We start from the raw sequence: 24485 nt of genomic DNA on the forward strand, positions 1-24485 counted from the left end.
TTTTTAAGTTAGTGAAATGATGTCATTCAAATGAAATTCCTCTTTATTATATGCCTCTGTCAAGCATGAAAGGGACTTACCACAGATAAGGACATTCCCGGGCAAGCAAAGGGGATTCCCTAATGGGCATGACAGAGGATCAATTCCATAATGAAACTACCGAATGATTATACAGCCGGGTTCCGCTGTCCGTTCTGTATAACAAATAAGGAGTGTTCATCATTCATGAAACGTAAATATAAACTGAATTTCTTCAAGCCGATTGAGAGCTACTCGGATAACTGGTCTGTTCTGGAAGAGAAGAACCGCGAGTGGGAGAATATGTACCGGCAGCGCTGGTCTCATGATAAAGTCGTACGCACAACACACGGTGTGAACTGTACCGGCTCCTGCAGCTGGAAAGTATTTGTCAAAAACGGCATCATCACCTGGGAAAATCAACAGATTGATTATCCATCCTGTGGCGCCGATATGCCGGAATTCGAACCTCGCGGCTGTCCGCGTGGTGCAACATTCTCCTGGTATGAATACAGCCCGCTGCGTATCAAATATCCTTATATGCGCGGCAAATTGGTTCGTCTCTGGCAGGCAGCACTGGCAGAGCACAGTAATCCGGTCGATGCCTGGGCGAGTATTGTGGAAGATCCAGCCAAAGCCGACATTTACAAAAAAGCCCGCGGCAAAGGCGGTCATGTACGGGTGAGCTGGGAAGATGCGATGTACCTGATTTCGGCACAGCTCATTTACACGATTCGTAAATACGGGCCGGACCGGATCGCTGGATTTACACCGATTCCGGCAATGTCGATAATCAGCTATGCGTCGGGTGCGCGGTTTATCTCTTTGCTGGGCGGACAGATGCTCAGCTTTTATGACTGGTACGCGGATTTGCCGCCGGCTTCCCCGCAAATCTGGGGCGAGCAGACGGATGTACCGGAATCTTCGGACTGGTACAATGCCGGTTATCTGATGATGTGGGGTTCTAACGTGCCGCTTACCCGTACACCGGATGCGCATTTTATGACCGAAGTTCGTTACAAAGGAACCAAGGTCGTCTCGGTCGCACCGGATCTGGCAGAAAATGTGAAATTCGCAGATAACTGGCTGGCGCCTCATCCGGGGACGGATGCTGCACTCGCACAGGCGATGACCCATGTCATTCTGGATGAATTTTACCAGCAGCGTCAGGAGCCGATGTTCCTGAACTATGCGAAGCAGTTTACGGATATGCCGTTCATGATCCTGCTGGACCCTCACGAAGATTCACTCAAAGGAGGACGCTTCCTGCGGGCCAGTGATTTGGGCAATGCTTCCGAGCATGCCGACTGGAAGCCGGTTATTTATGACCAGACAGCAGGTGAGCTGATCGTACCAAACGGAACGATGGGACAGCGCTGGGAAAAGGATGCCAAGTGGAACCTGATTCTCGAACGTGAAGATGGGACTGTGATTGAACCGGCACTGAGTGTAGACGGACCGGATGCAGAGTGGCTGGAAGTCGTCTTCCCTTACTTTGACAACAGTGGGAATGGCATCTTCAAACGCGTCATTCCGGCGCAGAAAATTACACTGGCGGATGGAACACAGCGCTACATTGCCACCGTCTACGACCTGATGATGAGTCAGTATGGTATCGCACGTACAGACAGCGAGTATAACGCACGCGGGTACGACGATGCCGATTCGTATTACACGCCGGCCTGGCAGGAGAAGATTACCAGCGTCAAAGCTTCGGTAGTCGTACAGATCGCCCGCGAATTCGCCCAGAATTCACTCGATACGGGCGGACGTTCAATGATCATCATGGGCGCCGGCATCAATCACTGGTTCAATAGTGATACCATTTACCGGGCGATTCTGAATCTGGTTGTACTGACCGCTTCACAGGGGGTGAACGGCGGCGGCTGGGCGCACTATGTCGGTCAGGAGAAATGCCGTCCGATCGAAGGATGGTCTACTGTTGCCTTTGCCAAAGACTGGCAGGGACCGGCGCGTCTGCAAAATGCGACTTCCTTTTTCTACTTTGCGACCGATCAGTGGAAATATGAAGAGAGTGGTGTGGATTCACTGAAATCGCCGGTAGGTGGAGAGGTGAACTATCAGCATCCGGCCGATTACAATGTGCTGGCTGCACGTCTGGGCTGGCTGCCATCGTATCCGCAGTTTAACAAAAACAGCCTGTTGTTCGCAGAAGAAGCGGCGCAGGAAGGTCTGAAGACCAATGAAGAGATTATCAAGCGCTCGGTAGAGCAGATTACATCGCGTCAGACACGCTTTGCTGTGGAAGATCCGGACGCGCCGGAGAACTTCCCGCGTTCGCTGTTCATCTGGCGCTCCAATCTGATCTCCAGTTCCGCCAAAGGCCAGGAATACTTTATGAAGCATCTGCTTGGCGCTTCCGATGATCTGCTGGCGACTCCAAATGAAGAGGACAAGCCGGAAGAGATTGTCTGGCGTGAAGATACACAGGGCAAACTCGACCTGATGGTGGCGCTGGACTTCCGCATGACGACAACACCGCTGTATGCGGATATCGTCCTGCCGGCAGCAACATGGTATGAGAAGACCGATCTGTCTTCTACCGATATGCATCCATTTGTCCATCCGTTCAATCCGGCGGTCAATCCGCTGTGGGAATCCCGGTCCGACTGGGATATCTACCGTGGTCTGGCAGAGACGTTCTCGGATATGGCCAAAACATATCTGCCGGGAGTATACAAGGATCTCGTAACTGCGCCGCTCGGTCATGACTCCATGGGCGAGATTTCACAGCCAATGGGAATGGTCAAAGACTGGGCCAAAGGCGAAGTCGAGGCAATCCCGGGCAAGACGATGCCAAGCTTCAGCATCGTCGAACGTGACTATACCAAAATTCATGATAAATACGTATCGCTCGGACCGAATCTGGCGATTGGCAAGACCGGCGCACACGGAGTAAGTTTCTCCGTAGCCGAAGAGTACGAGGAACTGAAACGTCTGAATGGCGTGTATTACGACGAGACGGTCAAGGATGGACTGCCCAAGCTACAGACCGCCCGCCAGGTCGCCGATACGATCCTGCATCTGTCCTCTGCGACCAATGGACGTGTCTCCCAGAAAGCCTATGCACAGGCTGAGCTTGATTCCGGTGTGGAACTGCGCGACATCTCCGCCGACCGGGCAGCCGAGAAGATCACATTCCAGAGCATTACCGCCCAGCCGCGTGAAGTCATTCCGACACCGGTATTCAGCGGTTCGAACAAGCAGGGACGCCGATATTCACCATTTACGACCAATATTGAACGGCTGGTGCCTTTCCGTACACTGACCGGACGTCAGCATTTCTATATTGATCATGAGATTTTCCAGCAGTTTGGCGAAGCGATGCCGGTCTACAAGCCGACCCTTCCGCCAATGGTGTTCGGTCCGCGGGATAAAGAGATCCGCGGCGGACAGGATGCACTTGTACTGCGCTATCTAACGCCGCATGGCAAATGGAATATTCACTCCACCTACCAGGATAACCAGCATATGCTGACCTTGTTCCGCGGCGGTCCGACGGTATGGATCAACAACGAAGATGCAGCCGCACATGATCTGAACGATAACGACTGGCTGGAAGTCTACAACCGTAACGGTGTCGTCACCGCACGCGCCGTCGTCAGCCACCGGATGCCGCGCGGCACAATGTTCATGTATCATGCGCAGGACAAGCATATCAATGTACCAGGATCGGAAATTACGGATACACGGGGCGGCAGTCATAACGCGCCGACACGCATTCATATGAAGCCGACACAGATGGTTGGCGGTTATGCGCAGCTCAGCTACGGATTCAACTATTATGGGCCGATCGGTAATCAGCGGGACGTATACGTGGCTGTCCGCAAAATGAAGGAGGTTAACTGGCTTGAAGATTAAAGCGCAAGTCGCAATGGTGATGAACCTGGATAAATGTATCGGCTGTCATACGTGCAGCGTAACCTGCAAGACAACATGGACCAACCGCAAGGGTGCGGAATACATGTGGTTCAATAACGTGGAGACCAAGCCGGGCATCGGCTATCCGAAGCGCTGGGAAGATCAGGAGATCTACCGCGGCGGATGGCAGCTGCGCAAGGGCAAGCTGGAACTCAAATCCGGCAGCAAGCTGTCCAAGGTAGCGCTCGGCAAAATTTTCTATAATCCGGATATGCCGGAGATGCGCGATTATTACGAGCCTTGGACCTATAACTATGAGAATCTGACCAATGCCAAAGATCAAAAGCATTCCCCGGTTGCCCGCCCGCACTCTGCGGTTACCGGTGAGAAGATGGACCTTAACTGGGGTCCCAACTGGGAAGATGATCTGGCCGGAGCGCATATTACCGGCCCGCTCGATCCCAATATCGAGAAAATCGAAGAAGAGATCAAGTTTAACTTTGAAAAGTCGTTCATGGTCTATTTGCCCCGTCTGTGCGAACACTGTCTGAACCCGAGCTGCGTCGCTTCCTGCCCATCAGGAGCGATGTACAAGCGGGATGAAGACGGTATCGTACTGGTCGACCAAGAAGCCTGCCGCGGCTGGCGGTACTGCATGACAGGCTGCCCTTACAAAAAGGTCTACTTCAACTGGCAGACCAACAAAGCTGAGAAGTGCACCTTCTGCTTCCCGCGTGTGGAAGCCGGACTGCCAACCGTCTGCTCGGAGACCTGTACCGGCCGTATTCGCTATCTCGGTGTGCTGCTGTATGATGCGGATCGTGTCAGCGAAGCGGCATCCATGGAAGACGAGCAGGATCTGTACAAGGCACAATGTGATCTGTTCCTGGACCCGAATGATCCGGCCATAATCGCCCAGGCGAGAAAAGACGGCATTACCGAAGACTGGATCGACGCTGCGAAAAATTCGCCGGTGTACAAGCTGGCTATCGAATACAAACTGGCTTTCCCGCTGCATCCGGAGTATCGCACACTGCCAATGGTCTGGTATGTACCGCCGCTGAGCCCGATTATGAACTACTTTGAAGGCAAAGATTCGATCGAGAATCCGGATATGATTTTCCCGGCGATCGAAGAGATGCGTACGCCGATTCAGTATCTGGCCAATATGCTGACTGCAGGCGACACCGTAACAGTCAAGGAATCGCTGCAGCGCATGGCGATGATGCGTGCGTATATGCGTGCCAAGTCAACCGGTCAGGAATTTGATGAGAGCCGTCTGGAGCGTGTAGGGCTGACGATGCGCCAGACCGAGCAGATGTACCGTCTGCTGGCGATTGCCAAATATGAGGATCGATTCGTTATTCCAACTTCGCACAAGGAAGGTCATATGAATCCGTACCGTGCACAGGGTCTGGCCGGTTATAGCGATATGATGGGCAATGCGATGGGAGGCGGCGGCTGTGATGGCTGCAGCGCGATCGATTCGATGAGCTCCAACCGGGTCGACAAGGAAGGGCGTCCGGTTCATGACGAGAATTTCTACGGGGGGATCTGGCGTGATTGATCTGATGCAGCTGTATATGTATAAGCCGTCGTTTCACTTTTTTGCCCGTCAGCTGATGTATCCGGAGAAGCTGGACTTTCATCCGGATCTGCTGCAGGAATCGTTCGAATCCTCTCACCCGGGGCACGACTATGCGCACCGGTACTGGGAGCAGATGCTGAATCTGAGCATGGAGCAGATTCAGGAGATGTACACGGAGACATTTGATTTTCAAAAAGACTGTGCACTCTACATGACTTACTTCAAATTCGAAGAAGCCAAGGAACGCGGACAGATGCTGGCCAAGCTCAAAATTCTGTACGAGATGTTCGGTCTGGAAATGCCGGAGGGCGAGCTGCCGGATTTCCTGCCGCTGATGTGTGAATTCCTCTATGCGGCGGAATGGAAGCATGATCCACGCGCAGGCGAGAATTTTAAAATGCTGCTGGCGATTCTGGAAGATGGTACCTATCATCTCGTCCATGCGCTGGAGAAGCTGAACAGTCCTTATTATCATCTGGTCAAAGGGCTGCGTGAGACACTGAAAGCTTGTGTGAGACAGGAGGCGCCAGCCCATGAGCATGACTGAGCAGTTTTTGTGGGTCATTTTCCCGTATATGTGTATGGTGATTTTTATAGTCGGTCATATTTTCCGCTATCGGACCGACCAGTTCAGCTGGACGGCCAAATCGAGTGAGTTTATTGAGAAAAAGCAGCTCATGCTCGGCAGCCTGCTGTTCCATCTCGGTGTGATCCCGGTAATCCTCGGTCATGTGGCCGGTCTCGGTATTCCCAAGACCTGGATGCATTCGCTCGGTGTGAGTGAGCATCTGTATCATATGGGGGCGGTATATGGCGGTGGATTTTTCGGAGTGGTGACCCTGGCAGGCATGTTCCTGCTGACGACACGCCGGTTTACGATCCGCAGCGTACGCCGTCTGAGTACGCTGTCCGATCTGATCGTCAATGTACTGCTGCTGTTTATCGTCTTTATGGGGCTGTATGCGACTTTATTCACGAACTTTGCCCGTCCGGAATTCGACTACCGGGAGACGATCTCGGTCTGGTTCCGCGGACTGTTCATGCTGAGTCCGGACCCGGCGCTCATGCGAAATGTGCCGCTTTCCTTTAAAATCCATGCATTGACCGGGTTTGCGATTTTTGCATTCTGGCCGTTCACCCGGCTGGTGCATGTATGGAGTGTTCCATTGAATTATGTAGGCAGAAGTTATATTCTTTATAGAAGACATAAATCGAGCTGAGGAGAGAGGGCATTGCCTTCTTTCCCTGTTCCATGAGGAGACCATACGATGAATAACGAGGTGGATTATCAGCTGGAACTGGATCAGATCCGTACGATCTGTGGGTATGATTTGATGGCACTCGCGCTCGTGGAACCAGCCGAATACCACTATGTAATCAAGTGGAAATATGCCTCCGGCAATCTGAATGAGCGATTCAGGGGAATTGTCCTGCAAAGCGGACGCGGCATTGCCGGGATGGTGTTCAAGACAGGCAAGCCGTTTATGTTCTCGTCGGTCCATGAAGATGTGCCGCAGGATGCGCTGTTTAACTATCCGATTATTCGGACCGAGCAGCTGACGAGCATCGGTGCAGTGCCTGTCTGGAATGATGCACGGGTAGCTGGTGTGCTGCTCGGCGGGTTCCGGGATGAGCAGCGTGTGACCCGTCAGGGCATACAGACATTGCTGGAACTGACCGCACGCGGTATTGGCGAGCTGAACGGAAAGGAGTTTCTGCTGAATTGAGCCTATCACGAGATACAGAGCAGCTGGATACATTGATGCAAAAGCTGTATACCAACAGTACGGAAGCGATGTTTTTCTTTAATCGTCAGGGAAAGGTACTGGCCATGAATCCGGCAGCCGAGCAGATCGTGAGTGACGATGTGCTGGAGCAGCTCTATCAGGGCAAAGCCCAAGCGATCTGCGGCGTCTGCCGTGGTTATATGAGCGACACGGAGCTGCGTACCTGTCTGGCGTGTTATTTTACAAGTCCGGGATCGGAGGAATTCTCTTCGTTCCAGGTCTATCTGGATACGCGAGACAAGGGGATGGTTCCGTATGCCGCGACCTACCATACGATTGATCGGGAGAGCGGAATCTACGTATTCATGCTGCGCGATCTGACCCGCCAGTTCAAGACCCAGGAGAAGTTCTACCAGAACAAAATGATGAAGCATGTGATCGAAGCGCAGGAGAATGAACGCAAGCGCATATCGAGAGAGCTGCATGACAGTGTGGCTCAGGAGTTGATGAGTGCGGTGATTGACCTGCGTGTGCTGAAGTACATGACCACAGACGAAGAACTGCTTAAGAAAATGAAGCAGACTGAAGCATCGATGACCCGTCTACTGGATGACATACGCAATCTGGCGGTCGAGCTGCGTCCGGCGGCGCTTGATGATTTTGGACTGGAGGCAGCATTCCGTTCCCATTTCAAAAAGGTCAATGAGAGTTACGGATTCACCATTCTGTTCGATTCCGATCTGGAGCAGCGTCGGTACAGCAACGAGCTGGAAACGGTCATTTACCGGATCGGTCAGGAAGCGATCCTCAATGCGCTCAAGTATGCGCAGGTCGATATGATCCGCGTCACGCTGCAGGACAAGGACCATCTGCTGCAGCTGATCGTGGAGGATGATGGAGCTGGATTCAACCCCGGGGATGCACCGACAGGCACAGGTCTCGGACTCTATGGAATGCAGGAACGCGCCGAACTGGTCGGCGGGCATGTCAATATATTTTCTGCGGCAGGCAAGGGAACCCGGATTGTCGTGGAGATTCCTGTACACGCCCAGCCGCAGGAGCAGTGAGGTGAACATACGATGAAGATTGTAATCGCGGACGACCATGCAATTGTCCGGAGCGGATTTGCCATGATACTTAATTTTCAGCCGGATATGGAAGTCGTCGGCACGGCGGCAGACGGGATCGAAGCCTACACGATGGTCGCCAAGCATCAGCCGGATCTTCTGCTGATGGATCTCAGCATGCCGCCGGGAGAAAGCGGACTGATCGCCACTGGCAAGATCAAGGACGATTACCCGGACACCCGGATTCTGATCCTGACCATGCATGATGATGAAGAGTACCTGTTCCACGTACTGCGCAACGGCGCCTCCGGCTATGTACTCAAAAATGCACCGGATGAAGAACTGCTGCTCGCGATCCGTACGATCCACGAGGGAGGCACCTATATTCATCCCAAACTCGCCACCTCACTCGTACGCGAATTTGTCAAAAATGATACCAGTGCGGGCAGCGAAGACGTCTACGAACTGCTATCCCGCCGCGAACTGGAGATTCTGCCACTGATCGCCAAAGGCTACGGCAACAAGGAAATCGCCGAGAAGTTATTCATTTCCGTCAAAACGGTGGAAGCGCACAAAGCCAAGATCATGGAGAAGCTCAACTTCAAGAGCCGCCCGGAGCTGGTGGAGTATGCATTGAAGAAGAAGATTCTTGACTTCTAAAAGTGACTACAGCTGCTGAACATGAAGCTGCCTCCTTGCGAGGCGGCTTTTTTGCGTTGTGCTGTTTGTGCTGTCCTGCAGTACAGCGAATAGAATAGGTTTAGCTCATGCGCTCGGGAATTGGATTATTCTTCTGCCCTCTGTTAAGATCGGATATCCCTGAATTTCCGCTTGCAGCGGAGGATATCCGATCTTAAATGAGGCCGCTTCGCTGCTGAAGTATAATTCCAATTCCCTCGCTCCGTGCTTGAAGCTGACTTGAATGCTGTCTGGGAACAGTTTTTGAAATCTTGAAAAAAACGGTGAATTGGCACTTTTGTGCTGGACAGCCTGGAGGAGATACAAGACCATTTGAGCAGAAGCAGAAGCAGAAGCAGAAGCAGAAGCAGAAGCAGAAGCAGAAGCAGAAGCAGAAGCAGAAGCAGAAGCAGAAGCAGAAGCAGAAGCAGAAGCAGAAGCAGAAGCAGAAGCAGAAGCAGAAGCAGAAGCAGAAGCAGAAGCAGAAGCAGAAGCAGAAGCAGAAGCAGAAGCAGAAGCAGAAGCAGAAGCAGAAGCAGAAGCAGAAGCAGAAGCAGAAGCAGAAGCAGAAGCAGAAGCAGAAGCAGAAGCAGAAGCAGAAGCAGAAGCAGAAGCAGAAGCAGAAGCAGAAGCAGAAGCAGAAGCCAAAATGGTTTGGATCTTGTTTCTATTGCTCTAACAGTCGGTGAGCAGCACGGAGTGGAGGGAATAGAATCGTTCTGAAGCCATCCTTTAAGATCGGATATCCACCGCTGCAAGCGGAAATTCAAGGATATCCGATCTTAACAGAGGGCGGAAGAATGATCTATTCTCGGAGCGCTTGATGCTCATCACCTAATGCCCCACTCAGGGATTCCCGCATCATGTACAGGGGACTCCCCTATATCCTCTTGATAACCGCAGATCATACAATGAAGAAGCATACAGGACAGCAATATAGCTCCTATTAATGTAACGAAACATAAGTGAAAGGTGAGTTGGATGATCAAAAAACTACAGCTATCCTTACAAACAATGAATCTGGTGCTCGGATTTATGGTGTGGGTGATTATTTCGTCACTGATGCCTTTTATCCGGGAGGATATCAACATTCCACCCGGAAGTCTCGCGATGGTCACCGCCGTACCGGTTGTACTCGGTTCGATTTTGCGGATTCCGCTTGGATACTATGCCAATATCGTAGGGGCACGGATTATCTTTATGGTCAGCTTTATCCTGCTGCTGTTCCCGGTATTTTATATCAGTCGGGCAGATTCCATGGCCGATCTGATCATCGGTGGATTGTTCCTTGGGATCGGCGGGGCGGTATTTTCGGTAGGGGTTACCTCGCTGCCAAAATACTATCCAAAAGAAAAGCATGGACTGGTGAACGGGATCTACGGAATGGGCAATATGGGTACGGCGATTACGACGTTTTCCGCGCCGGTTGTCGCGACCCAGATTGGCTGGCAATCCACGGTACAACTGTATATGATTCTGCTGGCTATCTTTATCGTGCTAAACTTCTTCCTCGGTGACCGCCGTGAGGTTAAGGTGAAGACGCCGATTATCGAGCAGATCAAGGGTGTATACAAAAATGAAAAGCTCTGGTTTTTCTCGCTGTTCTACTTTATTACGTTCGGTTCGTTCGTAGCCTTTACGGTTTATCTGCCGAACTTTCTGGTTGCCAATTTTGATCTGTCCAAAGTCGATGCAGGCGTACGTACCGCAGGCTTTATCGCATTGGCGACATTTCTTCGCCCGGTGGGTGGATGGCTCGCTGACCGTTTTCAGCCGCTGTTCCTGCTGATCGGTACGTTTGCGATGTATACGATTGCCGCGATTTTGCTGGCATTCTCGCCATCGATTGGTCTGTACACGATCGGCAGTCTGGCGATTGCCGTCAGTGCCGGTATCGGCAACGGCGTTATTTTCAAACTGGTACCGTTCTATTTCAACAAGCAGGCGGGCATTGCCAACGGGATCGTGTCTATGATGGGCGGTCTGGGCGGATTCTTCCCGCCGCTGATGTTGTCGGCTATCCATGGCATTACCGGGCAGTATTCGATCGGATTCATGCTGCTGTCCCAGGTGGCACTGGCGAGTCTCATTATCGTGGTCTGGATGTATTATCAGGACAAGCTTACACTCGTAACTGAAGTATTCGATTCCACGGCTCAGGGCATTCTGGTTACCGATCCGGACGGCCGTATCAAGACGGTTAATCCAGCATTTACCCGGCTGACCGGTTATGAAGTCGATGAAGTGCTCGGACAGCGACCAAGCATTCTCAAATCCGGCCGTCAATCCCAGGACTTCTACAGCAAAATGTGGTCCGAGATCAAGCAGCACGGGATCTGGCAGGGCGCTATCTGGAATAAACGAAAAAATGGTGAAGAGTATGTGCAATGGCTTAATATCAGCGCCGTCAAGGATGAAACGGGCGAAGATGTCCGCTATGTCGGTACATTCAGCGAACTGAACGAGCAGCAACTCAAGGCATAATGGGATGACGGATTGCAAAGGATGGACCTCTCTATCAGGATATGTACGCTCATTGCAGTTGAAATGAGTAAAATCTAGACCGATCAGCATATCACTGCTCTGTCTGTCAAAAAGGTCCGTTTTCTGCCTCGCTGCATGCCCATTCTTGTTCCATTATTCACATTCAGAATATCCACAACATTAGAGAGTTAACAGACTATTCATCATTTACCATGAAAAGAGGGAGAGCCCTGTGAGTATCCGCCAGTTGACTGACGCGCTTAGTCGTCCGATCCGCGATCTGCGTCTATCGGTTACCGATCGCTGTAATTTCCGGTGTGCTTATTGCATGCCCAAAGAATTGTTCGGAGACGATTATGCGTTTATGCCGCGCGCCGAACTGCTGACGTTTGAAGAGATGAGCCGACTGGTGAGCCTGTTCACAGGGCTTGGTGTGCAGAAAGTGCGTCTGACCGGCGGCGAGCCGTTACTGCGCAAAAATCTGGATGAGCTGGTAAAGGAAATCCATACCATTCCCGGTGTGCAGGATATCGGACTAACTACCAATGGACTGCTGCTCGGTCAGCATGCCGAAGCGCTATATCATGCCGGGCTGCGCAGATTGAATATCAGTCTGGATGCGCTGACTCCATCCATATTTGGTCAGCTGAATGGACGTGGTGTACAGCCGCACCATATTTTGCATCAGATCGATTATGCTCGTTCTCTCGGCTACCGGATCAAGATCAATATGGTTGTCCAAAAGGGAGTCAATGAGGACGAGATTCTCCCTATGGCGGAATATTTCCGTACGCGGGGCATTACCCTGCGGTTTATCGAATTTATGGATGCGGGCAGCGGCAATGGCTGGAGTTATGAGAAAGTGGTCACCCAGGCGGAGATTTTGCAGCAGCTGCAGAGCCGTTATGAACTGGTGCCCTCCAAACATACTATCTATGGTGAAGTGGCAAACTATTACCGCTACCATGGTACCGATACGGAAGTCGGCTTTATCACCTCGGTATCCAACTCGTTCTGCTCCTCATGTACGAGGGCGCGTCTGTCATCTGACGGCAAACTGTATACCTGTCTGTTCGCGACCAGCGGTTATGATCTGCGTCAGCTGCTGCGCGGCGGGGCGGATGATGAAGAGCTGCAGGATATCATCGCCGATATCTGGGAACACCGGACCGATCGGTATTCCGATCTGCGAACGGCTCATACTGCCTCTTCCTGCCGCCGAATCGGCATGTCCTATATTGGAGGTTAACGAATCAACAGGAGGTAACCACAATGAACCGGTACATTCCCAATCAGCATGGGGCATGGGCGATGCTCATTCTGCCTTTTCTGCTGGGGCTCAGTATCTCCGACAGTCACTGGATTCATCTGCCGCTGTTCCTCTGCTGGCTGGTCATGTATCTGTTCAGCTATCCGGTACTGCAGTGGATCAAGACGGGACGCAAGGAAAAATATCTTCGTCCGGCAGCGCTGTATGGAGCATTACTCATTCCACTGGTAGCGGTAGTGATATGGCATCATCCAAAGATGCTGATGTATGGTGCGCTGCTGCTTATTTTCTTTGCCGTGCCTGTCCACTATGCGCGGAATCGTAATGAACGTGCGTTATTCAATGATATTGTGGCGATCGTGCTGTTCAGTTCCTTTATCTACCCGGTCGTCTATATTGGCGGAACACCGGACCTGGCAGCGGCAGGCAGACTGTTTCTGCTGTCGGTGCTGTATTTTACAGGTACGGCATTGTATGTGAAGACAATGATTCGGGAGAAAAAGAATCCGCGCTATTATTATGCATCCTGCTTGTACCATCTGCTGCCGATCGTTCTGGCCGGGTACTGGAATCTGTGGCTTTCTATTCCATTTATCGTCTTGTTCATCCGTGCCGGCTATCTGCCGCGGCTGCAGCTGCGCGCCAAGCAGGTCGGCATCATCGAGATTGGACTGGCGGTGATGGTCTATCTGTCGGTCATATGGATAACCGGATAATCAGGAATGATGAACTGCAGCTTGCCGACTTTACAGACATGACAGGAATTACTGATCGTCGACCCCCGGAGCCTCCGGATAACGAGAGTCTGTGAAATGATGTGAACTAATACGTATACACAGAAAGGACAGGAACAGCATGATGCCCGTTCAAGCACGCAATTATCATGAGAATCCATTTATCGTTATCTGGGAAGTGACCCGGGCCTGTGCGCTGAAATGTCTGCACTGCCGTGCCGAAGCCCAGTATCACCCGCATCCCGACCAGCTCAGTCTGGAGGAGGGCAAGCAGCTGATTGATCAGATCAGCGAATTGGATCAGCCGCTGTTTGTATTTACCGGCGGAGATCCGCTGATGCGTCCGGACCTGTATGAACTGGCCCGCTACGCGATTCGGGAAAAGGGTCTATCGCTGTCGATGACGCCAAGTGCCACTCCACGAGTGACACGCAGTGCAGTGGAGCAAGCCGGTGAGGCAGGACTGTCCCGCTGGGCATTTAGCCTTGACGGTTCATGTGCCAAAATTCACGATCATTTCCGCGGTACGCCCGGTTCTTATGAACGTACGATGCAGGGTATCCGCTATTTGCAGGAACTGCATATTCCGATTCAGATCAATACGACGGTATCGCACTATAATCTGGATGATCTGCCGCGGATTGCTGAGCTGGTGGAACAGATGGAAGCCGTACTGTGGAGTGTCTTTTTCCTGATTCCGACCGGCCGTGGTATGGAACAGGATATGATTACCCCACAGCAGCATGAAGAAGTGATGCAGTGGATGTATGAGCTGCAGCAGCGGATGCCGTTTGGCGTGAAAGCGACGGAAGCGCCGCATTATCGGCGTGTGGTTCTCCAGCAGCAGAATCGGCAGCGTGGTATACCACAGTCGTCGACAGATGGGATTCTGCAGCAGAGTCAGCAGCAGCGCCTATCGTCATCATCAACAGATGAGGCTTTTCGGCAGAATCCGAAGTGGAACATGCCGTTATCATCGCCGAGTGAACGGTCCGGACAGCCCGACAGCCGCAGCAAGCACTATGATATGCTTGGCCGAGCGCCGCAGGGAGTCAATGATGGAGACGGGTTTGTATTTATCAGTCATACGGGAGAAGTGTATCCGAGCGGATTCCTGCCGCTGAGCTGCGGCAATGTGCGGGAGCAGCATCTGTCCGATATTTACCGCTATGCTCCGGTGATGCAGCAGCTAAGAGACAAGTCCCTGCTCAAAGGCAAATGCGGCGTCTGTGAATTCAGACAATTATGCGGCGGATCGCGGGCAAGAGCCTATGCACTTACCGGCGATTATCTGGAAAGCGACCCATACTGCAATTACCAGCCGGCAGCCTGGATAGGAGGAGAAGTACAATGAAGCAGTCATCCACAAAGAAAATTGTCGTGCTGGGCGGGGGGATCACGGGCCTGAGCGCTGCCTATTATGCCCACCAAGCCGCGCTACAGCAGCATATCCCGGTAGAGATTACTCTGATCGAGAACAGCGGTCGGCTCGGTGGCAAGATTCATTCGGTGCGGTCCGAAGGATTCCTGATCGAAAAAGGACCGGATTCCTTCCTCGCCCGCAAGCAGCCGATCCTGGATCTGACGAGCGAGCTGGGTATGGAGGAGCAGCTTGTACCGACCAATCCCAAAGCAGGCTCCGCCTATATTTTGCACAAGAAAAAGCTGCACCAGATGCCGATGGGACTCGTCCTGGGCATTCCGACGCGAATCAGCCCCTTTATCCGCACCGGTCTGATCTCTCCGCTGGGCAAAGCCAGAGCGGTGCTCGATATGGTGCTGCCCGCACGGAAGACGGATGAAGACGAAGCGCTCGGTGACTTTATCGAACGCAGACTGGGTCGTGAAGTACTCGAACAGATGACAGAACCGCTGCTGGCCGGCATCTACGCCGGAGATACACGGTCGCTCAGTCTGCTGTCCACGTTTCCCCAGTTCAGACAGATGGAAAAGAAGCACCACAGCCTGATCATCGGCATGGCGCGAAATATGCTGCGCCGGCCTGCTAGACATGCATCTGCCAAACCAAACAAGGCCTCCGCTTCCAGGCATCGTCAAGCCTTTTCAGGTACATCATCATCCGGCCAGCCCCATGCCAAGCCAAAAGCCAAAAGCATGTTCCTGTCCTACCGTCATGGATTATCCGCTATTATCGACAGGCTGCAGGAACAGCTGATTCGTGATCAGGTGAATCTGCGGATGGAACAAAAAGTGATCCGAATTACTGCGAATGAGCATGCCCATTGGGCAGCAGAGCCGCAAGCGACCAGGGATCAGGTGGAAGGCAACCATCGCTATAATCTTATCCTGAGCAATGGCGAACAGCTGTCTGCGGACAGCATCATCTGTACGATACCTGCCTATGCAGCAGCCGGGCTGTTCCAGGACGTGCCGGGAATCTCCGAACTGAACCGGATTCATTATGTATCGGTAGCGAATATCGCACTCGGCTACAAGCACCATCAGCTGCAGCATGAATTCGAGGGAACCGGATTTCTCGTTCCGCGCAAGGAGAACCGGATGATCACCGCCTGCACATGGTCGTCTACCAAATGGAGTCATACCGCACCGTCAGACCAGACTCTGCTGCGTACCTATATCGGACGTGCCGGAGCCGAAGAGTGGACCGATATGTCCGATGAACAATTGGTGCAGGCAGTGCGCCATGATCTGCGCGACTTGATCGGGTTCGATGCCGAGCCGGATCTGGTGGAGATCAGCCGCTGCTACCGCTCGATGCCCCAGTATCCGGTAGGGCATGGGGAGCTGATGGGCAGAGTCAGAGCATCCCTCGCCGCACATTTGCCGGGTGTCCTATTATGCGGCGCCGGCTATGGAGGCATCGGTATCCCGGACTGCGTACAGCATGGACGGGAAGCAGCCGAGCAGATTGTTAGCCGATTGGCAGCGAACTGATCGGGGATGGCAAGGCTAAAATATGGATAATGGATATGACAGGACTGCAGTTTATCAGAGCTGCGGTCTTTTTGTGTATGGATTTATGGATTGTATCATCAGTGAGTTACAAGTATAGGATGGATGTGAAATGGGATACAGAAACTGATACGGCTCTTATTATTGTTGTACTGTAGATAAGGGATAACATTTGGTATGATGAAGAAGCAGGTCATAGTATCTGTTTATAATATAGTAAGACCAGATGATATAAGGAAATGAAGCAAAATGCTCGAACTCATATACCTATAAAGAGGAGACTGAACCTATGAGCAACAACTTCGGAAATGTGCATGTCCAGATTCATGATTTGCAGCAGCTGCTTACCGCTTTGGAGGACATGATTGCAGATCAACCTGTTCATTCGATTGCTCTTTCTCCGTCCAACCCATATAGAGAAATCATTGAAGAAGCAGAACATACCAGACATACTTATTATATTGCAGAAAAAAAGCCTGGCTGGTTTAGCATTTTGAATGACTGGTTTCAGTGGGGAAAGACAGAGCAGTTTGGAGAGGAACTATCCGCGTATCTGAATCATCCTGTCTTCACATTGTCCTATTACAATGATGAGGTACTGGCGATCAGCCTGTTTACCAATGGAGAAGAACTAACCGGGTATACCTGGTGCAATCAGAGCAAAGATGAATACGAAATTGAAGAAAAAGATCTTGATATCAGCATACTCACACAAATTTTTGGATATGAATATGGAGCAGGTCTGCAGCATATAGCGGAATTGTCTGAACAAGAAGGGGCGCTGGATCAGCTTGAGGAGTTACTGCAGCTTCCGTTAAGAATCAGTTCGGAATTCTATGCTGATGATAAAGAAAAGCTGACAGCCCAGTTCGCCGAGTTCAAATGGCCTCAATCGGATACATAAAAAGCTTTACCATCTAACTGAGATGTATTAATGACAGCATCCACATATAACGAGCCAAGGAGGTGAGCCATCTGGAACTTGTTTTTATCCGTCACGGTCAGGCAGAGCATAATTTACCCTTACCTGACCGGTTGAATATCACCCACCCGCATTTGACCGAACTTGGCAGACAGCAGATTAGACAGTTACAGACGGAGCTGCTGATCGGACCGGAGGATCTGTTTCTGGTCAGTCCGATGGTACGGACGATGGAATCGGCAGAGGTAATCATGGAAAATGGAACTGTTCGGCAGACATATGTGTGTCCTGCAGTAGGCCCGCGAATGTACCCTCAGAATCCCGAATGGACTCCGCTGCCCTGTGATCGTCAATTAACCAGAGCTGCGATTCAGTCCGACTATCCCGCATGGCATATTTTACATGCAGATCATGAACATCTCTGGAATAAAGGAATAAACACGATGCCGGAGGAGGCGTTTTCCAGCTTAGCTGCGGAACAGCTAAATTGGATCACCCGGCAGACCGCAGAGCGAGTTATCATCATTACACATGATGGAACTATCCAGAGCTATCGCGCTTTTTTCGGTGAACAGAGTCTGACAAGGGAAGATCTTCTCGGTGAAGCGGAAATATACAGATTGAACATATAGATTTAGAGAGAGAAGAAAGAAGCTATATAGAATTGAAAGAAAGGAGAAGATGGTCATTAGAAAACTAGGTATGGTTTGCTTTGGCATACCGGCAGCAGCTCTTATTGTTCTTACAGGCTGTAACGATACCAAGCCCAATTCAGTTCCCGCTGCCGTTCAACAGTCATCGGCACCAGATCATACTCCTGCCATCAAAAGCCAGTTTAAGCAAGAGGCGCCAGCCAGAATAGTGGACAAAGTCAATGAACAAGCAACCGTTCGTGCTCAAACCAAAACTGACAACGGCATACTGCTGGTCCGCTCCAGTCAACGGGAAGAAATCGGTCATCTCGATGCTCCGAGCAGTTTTGGACAGGCAGGAGATCTTACTTTTACCAGCGATTATTCCATCATATACAAAGTACATAACGAGGAGTACACTGTCCAAAAACTGCCGTCATTAACCTTTATCCAGCCATCGGCTGCTATCATACCTTTTCATAGAGTTTCTTTTGCAAATGCGGATATGTATTTGCTAACTCCGCAATATGATGGTGACCATGGGCTTGTATGCTATGCAATCGCGATCGATCTACAGTCTAATAAAGCGATTCCACTGCAGTTTATAAATCAAAATGGAGAGCCGGAAGTCATGACTTACAGCAGCCGAACGATGCCTGTCATCGAAAATGAACAATTGATAGTACAACCAGGTATATCCGGTGGCTCCTCCGAACAGCAATCCCAAAAGAAACACTACAAACTGGATATGCGCAAAGGTGAGCTTATTGAACAACCATAGCTTCAAGACATAACTTTGGATAGATCTGATTATTGGCTGTACGAAGAATGAAATGGAATTCTGCTGTTTTGTTATACATGCAAATGGCAACCTTAGACAAACGCGGTAAAACCCCATTTAAAAAGCACTCTATTCGCTGATACACCGGTGATATCCGGCAGTACCATCGATAGAGTGCTTTTTCATAACCATTCAAATGGGGCAGACATCGGTTCATTGCTTAATTGGCTGCCCGACTGCCTGCCTTCGTAATATAAAGGTCTCTTGATAATGGATCAGCTGTTGATCGAGCCGATCTGACCATCGTTTTTGGCAGCTTCGTAATTGCTGGAACCTACACGCTCGCGGATTTCATCTTCCGTCAATTGTTTGGCGACAGGCTGGGTGGGGATCTCGGTGACTCCATCGGCAAGCTCTGCACGTTCTACCCGGGCGAATCCTGCATTGGCATTGCGTCCGATCGCTTCACGTTCTTTCCGGCTGGTCACTTCCACTTTTTCCGGATCATTGGCCATGGGTATACCTCCTCCGTAATGTAAACAGGTCTATTTACCATTACCCGCTGATCTGCAGTAAAAATCAAACCTCCATAAACATCCGCATGTCATCTTCCACAGTCGTAATACCGCCGATACCGAACTTCTCGACCAGCACGTTTACCACATTGGGCGAGAGGAAGGCCGGCAGGGTAGGGCCGAGATGAATATTTTTGACACCGAGATAGAGCAGAGACAGCAGGACGATGACGGCTTTTTGCTCATACCAGGCGATATTGTAGGAGATCGGCAGATCATTGATATCTTCCAGACCGAATGCTTCCTTGAGCTTGAGCGCGATCACGACGAGCGAGTAGGAGTCGTTGCACTGCCCTGCATCCAGTACACGCGGGATGCCGCCAATCTCGCCCAGATTGAGCTTGTTGTATTTGTATTTGGCACAGCCGGCGGTCAGAATGACTGCATCCCGTGGCAGCACCTCAGCGAACCGGGTGTAATAGCTGCGGGACTTCATCCGTCCGTCACAGCCTGCCATAACGAAGAAACGCTTGATTGCACCGGTCTGTACCGCATCCACAATCTGATCGGCTACATTCATGACCGCTTCATGGGCGAATCCGCCGACAATCTCACCGGTCTCCAGCTCTACCGGCGGCTGACAGTAACGTGCCTGTTCGATCAATGTAGAAAAGTCCTTCGGTTGTCCGTCCGTACCATCCGGAATATGCTGCACACCCGGATAGCCGGTATTGCCTGTTGTGTAGATCCGATCCATATAGCTGGCTTTTGGCGGTACAATGCAGTTGGTTGTCATCAGGATCGGTCCGTTAAAGGATTCAAATTCGCTCGTCTGCTTCCACCAGGCGTTGCCGTAGTTACCGACGAAATGATCATACTTTTGAAAAGCGGGATAATAATGTGCAGGCAGCATCTCACTGTGAGTGTACACGTCAATACCTGTTCCGGCTGTCTGCTGAAGCAGCTGTTCCATATCATGCAGATCATGGCCGCTGATCAGAATGCCCGGACGCTGGCCGACACCGATATTTACTTTGGTGACCTGTGGGTGACCATATGTGCTTGTATTGGCCTGATCGAGCAGGGCCATCGCGTCGACGCCATATTTGCCGGCTTCCATTGCAAGCGCCAGCAGCTCGGAAATACCCAGGCTGTCGTCCAGTGTGGCGGCCAGCGCCTGACGCATAAATTGATCGATTCCGTTATCGACATAACCGAGATGGTCCGCGTGATACGTATAGGCCGCCATGCCTTTCAGTCCGTAGGTCAGCAGCTCACGCAGAGAACGTACATCCTCATCTGTTGTACGCAGCACACCGATATGGCGGGCTTTCTCATCGAGTTCTTCTTCAGTGTAACCGCTCCATACCGCCGCATCCGGCAGCTGAACAGGTTCGCTCATGGATGCACCAATACAGGTCTGCCAGAATAAATACACTTCATTGCGCAGCGCCAGTGCTTCATGAATTTTGGCAATAAAAAAGTCGCGGTCAAAATTGGCGTTGGTAATGGTTGTGAACAGACCGTCTGTGATCATCAGGGAAATGCGGCGGTTCAGTTCATCGGTCAGCTGAATGTCCCGGCTGAGATAAGAGATGCCTTTGATCGTATAAATGAGCAGATCCTGCAAGTTCGCCACATCATGCGGCTTGCCACAGACGCCTTTAATGGTACATCCAGTACCTTTGGAAGCTTCCTGACATTGAAAGCAGAACATGGATGGCTGGGATTCGATAGTAGCTGTAGGGTTGATTGTCATTGGGTATTACCTCCTGAGATGAATTTTCTCGCTGCAATTCAAGCTTATATATCCAGCATAATCGCTCATCGGAGGCTGCCTTGTGATTACAATCACTTATTAAAAATTAAATAGGTGTAATTTGGAATATATGGCGGATATGTGTATTTACGTCTGTTATTTAATGGAATTGGCTATTCAGCTGGTAAGGAGTAATAATGATGAGGATAGGCAGCTTCAGGTGAATATCAAATGCTAAAACACAATCCAGCTTGCTGCTTACCAAACGAATGGAACAGGAGAGGATCAAACAGCGTTTCCAACGCATATCGTATTTGCAGGCAGAATATTACAATAGCCAAGAAACCGCCTTTAATGCCAAGGCGGTTTTTAACATTTGTTTCTTATTTCTCTTGGCACTGACGATGTTACACCCGAGCCACTTTCATTAATTTCAATCCACTTTCATTAATTTCAATCCACTTTCAGATTATCCTGCACCATCCGGATGAATTCCTTGGCTGCTACCCCGAGAAACTTATCAGTCCGGTAAATGATCCCGATCTGCCGGGTTGGTGGATAATCGCTGATTTTGATCAGCCGCAGCGTCGGATCATTGAGTGAATTGGACAATGAATATGGCTGCAGACACGCGCCGACATTCGATTTGACGAATCCATATAGGGAAGATGCAGTGGATGTCTCTACGATAATATTCAGATTCATGCCTTTCTCCCGGCAGTGGGTCTCGATCAGCTCTCTGGCTTTGAAGCCTTTGGGATAGGCGACCAGCGGCAGTCCGGATAGAGTCTCCAATGACACGGACTCCTGACCGGCCAGTTCATGCTCCTCCGAGACAACCAGTACAAATTCTTCCTTGTACAGCGGGGTAATAATCAGTCTGGGATCAGTAAATTCAATCAGTGTAATCCCGATATCTACCACATTATTGATAACCATATCGGCTACTTCAATCGCCGAAGAGATCTTGAGATGAATATTGGGGAACTGATGATGGAAATCAATCAGAATCGGGGTGATCCGGTAATCGAGTTCGGCAGCCATGACGCCGACAACCAGATTGCCGCCGTTATACTCGCGCAGCCCATTAATCTCGTCATAGGCATCTTGCAGCTTCAGCAGAATGCTGCGTGCCTGCCGCAGCAGGATAAACCCGGCTTCGGTAATCGTAATTTTTTTGCCGATACGGTCAAACAGCAGTGTACCGAGCTCTTCTTCCATGGTACGAATCTGAATACTGAGCGTAGGCTGGGTAATGCCCAGTCGCTCGGCAGCCTTGGTAAAATGCAGCTCTTCGCAGACGGCTACAAAGTATTCCAGTTGTCTAATCTCCATAGCTAACGCTCCTTACAATTTATAAATGGTAAACATCCGGATTTAATTATCATTGCCTGTGACTATGATAGTAAAATAAAGCATTAATTACATCAATACAACCAATATATCATTTTTGCCTGCTGTATAGCTAATGTAAGCGTTATGAAGACTATAATTATATTTCAGAAAATAAGGTTAAATTTGCGTACATACATATTATCGATAGTCTTTAACTATGATAATATTATTTATGATAGATAATATTCGCAAAAAACCTTTACAATATGTCAAAATGATACTATTATTAAATATGTGATCAACGAAGCTTACGAAAAGTAATAATAAAAAGAAAAGTAAGAAAGAAGGCATTTAACCATGAACGCTTTTTACCTTGACCGTGATGGATCGATCCGAACTCTTTTGAAAGGAAAAGATATCCTCTCTAATCCAATTCTTAACAAAGGCGTCGCGTTTACCGCCGAAGAGAGAAAAGAACTGGATTTGAATGGAATTCTGCCTCCAATGATTCTGACCATCGAAGAGCAGGTGAGCCGCGTATATGAGCAGTTGAACAGCGAGCCCAACAATCTTCGCAAAAATATTATGCTGAATGACCTGTACAACCGTAATGTGGTGTTGTACTACCGTCTGCTGAGCGAGCATCTGAGCGAGATGCTGCCGATCGTCTATACGCCAACAGTTGGTCAATCCATTCAGGAATACAGCCAGCAGTATCACAGACCGGGCGGTGTCTACCTGTCCATCGACAATATGGACGGTATTGAAGAAGCTTTCCGTAACAGCGGTGTACAGCCGGGCGATATTGACCTGATCGTCGCTACCGACTCCGAGAGTATCCTCGGTATTGGTGACTGGGGTGTAGGTGGTATCAATATCGCGATCGGTAAGCTGGCTGTGTACACGGCAGCGGTAGGTATTGATCCGAGCCGCGTACTGCCGGTCGTACTGGATGCCGGCACCAACAACGAGAAGCTGCTGAATGACCCACTGTATATCGGTAACCGCCATGAACGGGTTCGCGGTGACCGTTATGATGAATTCGTGGATCGTTATGTACAAACTGCACTGAAGCTGTTCCCTGATGTACTGCTGCACTGGGAAGACCTCGGCAATGTCAATGCACGCAATATCATTAACAAATACGGCGACCAACTTCTTACCTTTAACGATGATATCCAGGGTACCGGAGCGGTAACACTGGCTGCAATCATGTCCGGTGTACAGGTGAGCGGCACGCCGCTGCGCGAACATCGTGTACTCGTATTCGGTCCGGGTGCTGCCGGTATCGGTAATGCCGATCAGATCCGTGATGCGATGATGAAAGAAGGATTGTCCCGGGAAGAAGCGGAAGGACGCTTCTGGGCGTATGACTACCGTGGATTGCTGACTGAAGCTACCGAAGGCGTACTGGAATTCCAGAAACCTTATGTGCGTCAGACATCCGAAGTCGAAGGATGGGCGGTAGAAGCAGACGGCAAGATCAGTCTGCTGGAAGTGGTAAAGCAGGTAAAACCAACCATTCTGCTGGGTACTTCCGGTGTAACCGGAGCCTTTAGCGAAGAGATTATCAAGGAAATGGCCAAGCATGTGGAGCGTCCAATCATTATGCCAATGTCCAATCCGACTTCACTGGCAGAGGCTGTTCCGTCTGATCTGCTGGAATGGACCGATGGCAAAGCGCTGATCGCAACCGGCAGCCCGTTTGCACCGGTCGCTTACAAAGGTGTAACTTATGAAATCGGACAATCCAACAACGCATTCGTATTCCCTGGACTGGGACTTGGTGCTATTGTTGCCAAAGCAACCGTATTTACCAAAGGCATGTTTACAGCGGCGGCAGATGCGGTAGCCAACGCTGTCGATTCTTCCGAGCCGGGTGCACCGCTGCTGCCTCGCGTAAATGAACTGCAAGACGTATCCTTTGCGGTAGCTGTGGCTGTTGCCAAAGCAGCGATTCAGGATGGCGTAGCCCGCAATACACCGGAAGACGTGGAACAAGCTGTCAAAGACGCAATGTGGCACCCTGTATACAGAACCCTCAAATCTGTTGCGATTACCCAGGCCGTCTAATCCCCAATCGTCTCAATAGGTCGGGTTCTCTGAATAGCCTTGCAGCAGTACCTTCGGGTATGCGAACAGGATTCGGCAGAGCCCAT

General features: G+C 50.6%; 20 protein-coding genes. 16 read left to right on the forward strand and 4 right to left on the reverse strand.

The annotated features are described in order from the left end of the window. The first annotated feature begins 225 nt into the window (after window positions 1-225). From WH45_RS09100 to WH45_RS09130, 7 genes are read left to right on the forward strand one after another with little or no spacing between them, the layout of a single operon-like run. A complete protein-coding gene (locus WH45_RS09100) occupies window positions 226-3900 on the forward strand; it encodes a nitrate reductase subunit alpha (RefSeq protein WP_046214064.1) in 3675 nt (1224 codons plus the stop codon). Further along, complete coding sequence (gene narH, locus WH45_RS09105; RefSeq protein WP_046214065.1) at window positions 3890-5467, forward strand: nitrate reductase subunit beta; 1578 nt, start codon at window positions 3890-3892, stop codon at window positions 5465-5467. Before WH45_RS09100 ends, narH begins: the two co-directional genes overlap by 11 nt. Further along, window positions 5460-6035: a nitrate reductase molybdenum cofactor assembly chaperone gene (gene narJ / locus WH45_RS09110; RefSeq protein ID WP_046214066.1), complete on the forward strand. Its 576-nt coding sequence runs from the start codon at window positions 5460-5462 to the stop codon at window positions 6033-6035. The genes narH and narJ overlap by 8 nt, the downstream gene beginning before the upstream one ends. After that, on the forward strand, window positions 6022-6708 hold the full coding sequence (gene narI / locus WH45_RS09115; protein WP_046214067.1) for a respiratory nitrate reductase subunit gamma: 687 nt from the start codon (window positions 6022-6024) through the stop codon (window positions 6706-6708). Before narJ ends, narI begins: the two co-directional genes overlap by 14 nt. Window positions 6709-6756: 48 nt before the next feature. After that, complete coding sequence (locus tag WH45_RS09120; RefSeq protein ID WP_046214068.1) at window positions 6757-7215, forward strand: GAF domain-containing protein; 459 nt, start codon at window positions 6757-6759, stop codon at window positions 7213-7215. Then, window positions 7212-8282 (forward strand): sensor histidine kinase, encoded by a 1071-nt coding sequence (locus WH45_RS09125; RefSeq protein ID WP_046214069.1) that lies wholly within the window; start codon window positions 7212-7214, stop codon window positions 8280-8282. The genes WH45_RS09120 and WH45_RS09125 overlap by 4 nt, the downstream gene beginning before the upstream one ends. A 12-nt stretch (window positions 8283-8294) precedes the next feature. After that, window positions 8295-8942, forward strand: coding sequence for a response regulator (locus tag WH45_RS09130; RefSeq protein ID WP_046214070.1), 648 nt, complete (start codon window positions 8295-8297; stop codon window positions 8940-8942). Window positions 8943-9047: 105 nt separating this feature from the next. Here the strand turns inward: WH45_RS09130 and WH45_RS23745 are convergent, their stop codons facing one another. After that, window positions 9048-9608 carry a hypothetical protein gene (locus WH45_RS23745; RefSeq protein WP_200897671.1) on the reverse strand — a complete coding sequence of 187 codons (561 nt, stop codon included), beginning with the start codon at window positions 9606-9608 and terminating at the stop codon, window positions 9048-9050. 333 nt (window positions 9609-9941) lie between these two features. Between WH45_RS23745 and WH45_RS09140 the strand changes: the two genes are divergently transcribed. The 8 genes from WH45_RS09140 (at window position 9942) to WH45_RS09175 (ending at window position 18717) form a co-directional block, all read left to right on the forward strand. Then, window positions 9942-11444: a nitrate/nitrite transporter gene (locus WH45_RS09140; RefSeq protein ID WP_046214072.1), complete on the forward strand. Its 1503-nt coding sequence runs from the start codon at window positions 9942-9944 to the stop codon at window positions 11442-11444. A gap of 232 nt (window positions 11445-11676) precedes the next feature. Then, window positions 11677-12693, forward strand: a complete 1017-nt coding sequence (moaA, locus tag WH45_RS09145; RefSeq protein WP_046214073.1) for a GTP 3',8-cyclase MoaA — start codon at window positions 11677-11679, stop codon at window positions 12691-12693. A gap of 23 nt (window positions 12694-12716) precedes the next feature. After that, window positions 12717-13430 (forward strand): YwiC-like family protein, encoded by a 714-nt coding sequence (locus WH45_RS09150; RefSeq protein ID WP_082096648.1) that lies wholly within the window; start codon window positions 12717-12719, stop codon window positions 13428-13430. A gap of 139 nt (window positions 13431-13569) precedes the next feature. After that, complete coding sequence (locus WH45_RS09155) at window positions 13570-14802, forward strand: TIGR04053 family radical SAM/SPASM domain-containing protein (protein WP_046214075.1); 1233 nt, start codon at window positions 13570-13572, stop codon at window positions 14800-14802. After that, on the forward strand, window positions 14799-16364 hold the full coding sequence (hemG, locus tag WH45_RS09160) for a protoporphyrinogen oxidase (RefSeq protein ID WP_046214076.1): 1566 nt from the start codon (window positions 14799-14801) through the stop codon (window positions 16362-16364). Before WH45_RS09155 ends, hemG begins: the two co-directional genes overlap by 4 nt. Window positions 16365-16671: 307 nt before the next feature. Beyond that, window positions 16672-17286, forward strand: coding sequence for a hypothetical protein (locus tag WH45_RS09165; RefSeq protein WP_046214077.1), 615 nt, complete (start codon window positions 16672-16674; stop codon window positions 17284-17286). Window positions 17287-17348: 62 nt separating this feature from the next. Then, window positions 17349-17936 (forward strand): histidine phosphatase family protein, encoded by a 588-nt coding sequence (locus WH45_RS09170; protein WP_052723696.1) that lies wholly within the window; start codon window positions 17349-17351, stop codon window positions 17934-17936. 49 nt (window positions 17937-17985) lie between these two features. After that, window positions 17986-18717 (forward strand): hypothetical protein, encoded by a 732-nt coding sequence (locus WH45_RS09175; RefSeq protein WP_046214078.1) that lies wholly within the window; start codon window positions 17986-17988, stop codon window positions 18715-18717. Window positions 18718-18992: 275 nt separating this feature from the next. Here WH45_RS09175 and WH45_RS09180 read toward each other — a convergent pair whose 3' ends face one another. From WH45_RS09180 to WH45_RS09190, 3 genes are all read right to left on the reverse strand, one after another. Continuing rightward, window positions 18993-19232, reverse strand: a complete 240-nt coding sequence (locus WH45_RS09180; RefSeq protein WP_046214079.1) for a hypothetical protein — start codon at window positions 19230-19232, stop codon at window positions 18993-18995. Window positions 19233-19296: 64 nt separating this feature from the next. After that, window positions 19297-20991 carry a hydroxylamine reductase gene (hcp, locus tag WH45_RS09185; protein ID WP_046214080.1) on the reverse strand — a complete coding sequence of 565 codons (1695 nt, stop codon included), beginning with the start codon at window positions 20989-20991 and terminating at the stop codon, window positions 19297-19299. Between the two features lie 453 nt (window positions 20992-21444). Beyond that, complete coding sequence (locus WH45_RS09190; RefSeq protein WP_046214081.1) at window positions 21445-22326, reverse strand: LysR family transcriptional regulator; 882 nt, start codon at window positions 22324-22326, stop codon at window positions 21445-21447. Window positions 22327-22683: 357 nt separating this feature from the next. On the opposite strand from WH45_RS09190, the gene WH45_RS09195 reads away from it, so the two are divergent. Continuing rightward, window positions 22684-24399 (forward strand): NAD-dependent malic enzyme, encoded by a 1716-nt coding sequence (locus tag WH45_RS09195; protein WP_046214082.1) that lies wholly within the window; start codon window positions 22684-22686, stop codon window positions 24397-24399. Window positions 24400-24485: the final 86 nt, after the last annotated feature.

This window comes from Paenibacillus wulumuqiensis, from assembly GCF_000971965.1.
Taxonomy (GTDB): Bacteria; Bacillota; Bacilli; order Paenibacillales; family Paenibacillaceae; genus Saccharibacillus; species Saccharibacillus wulumuqiensis.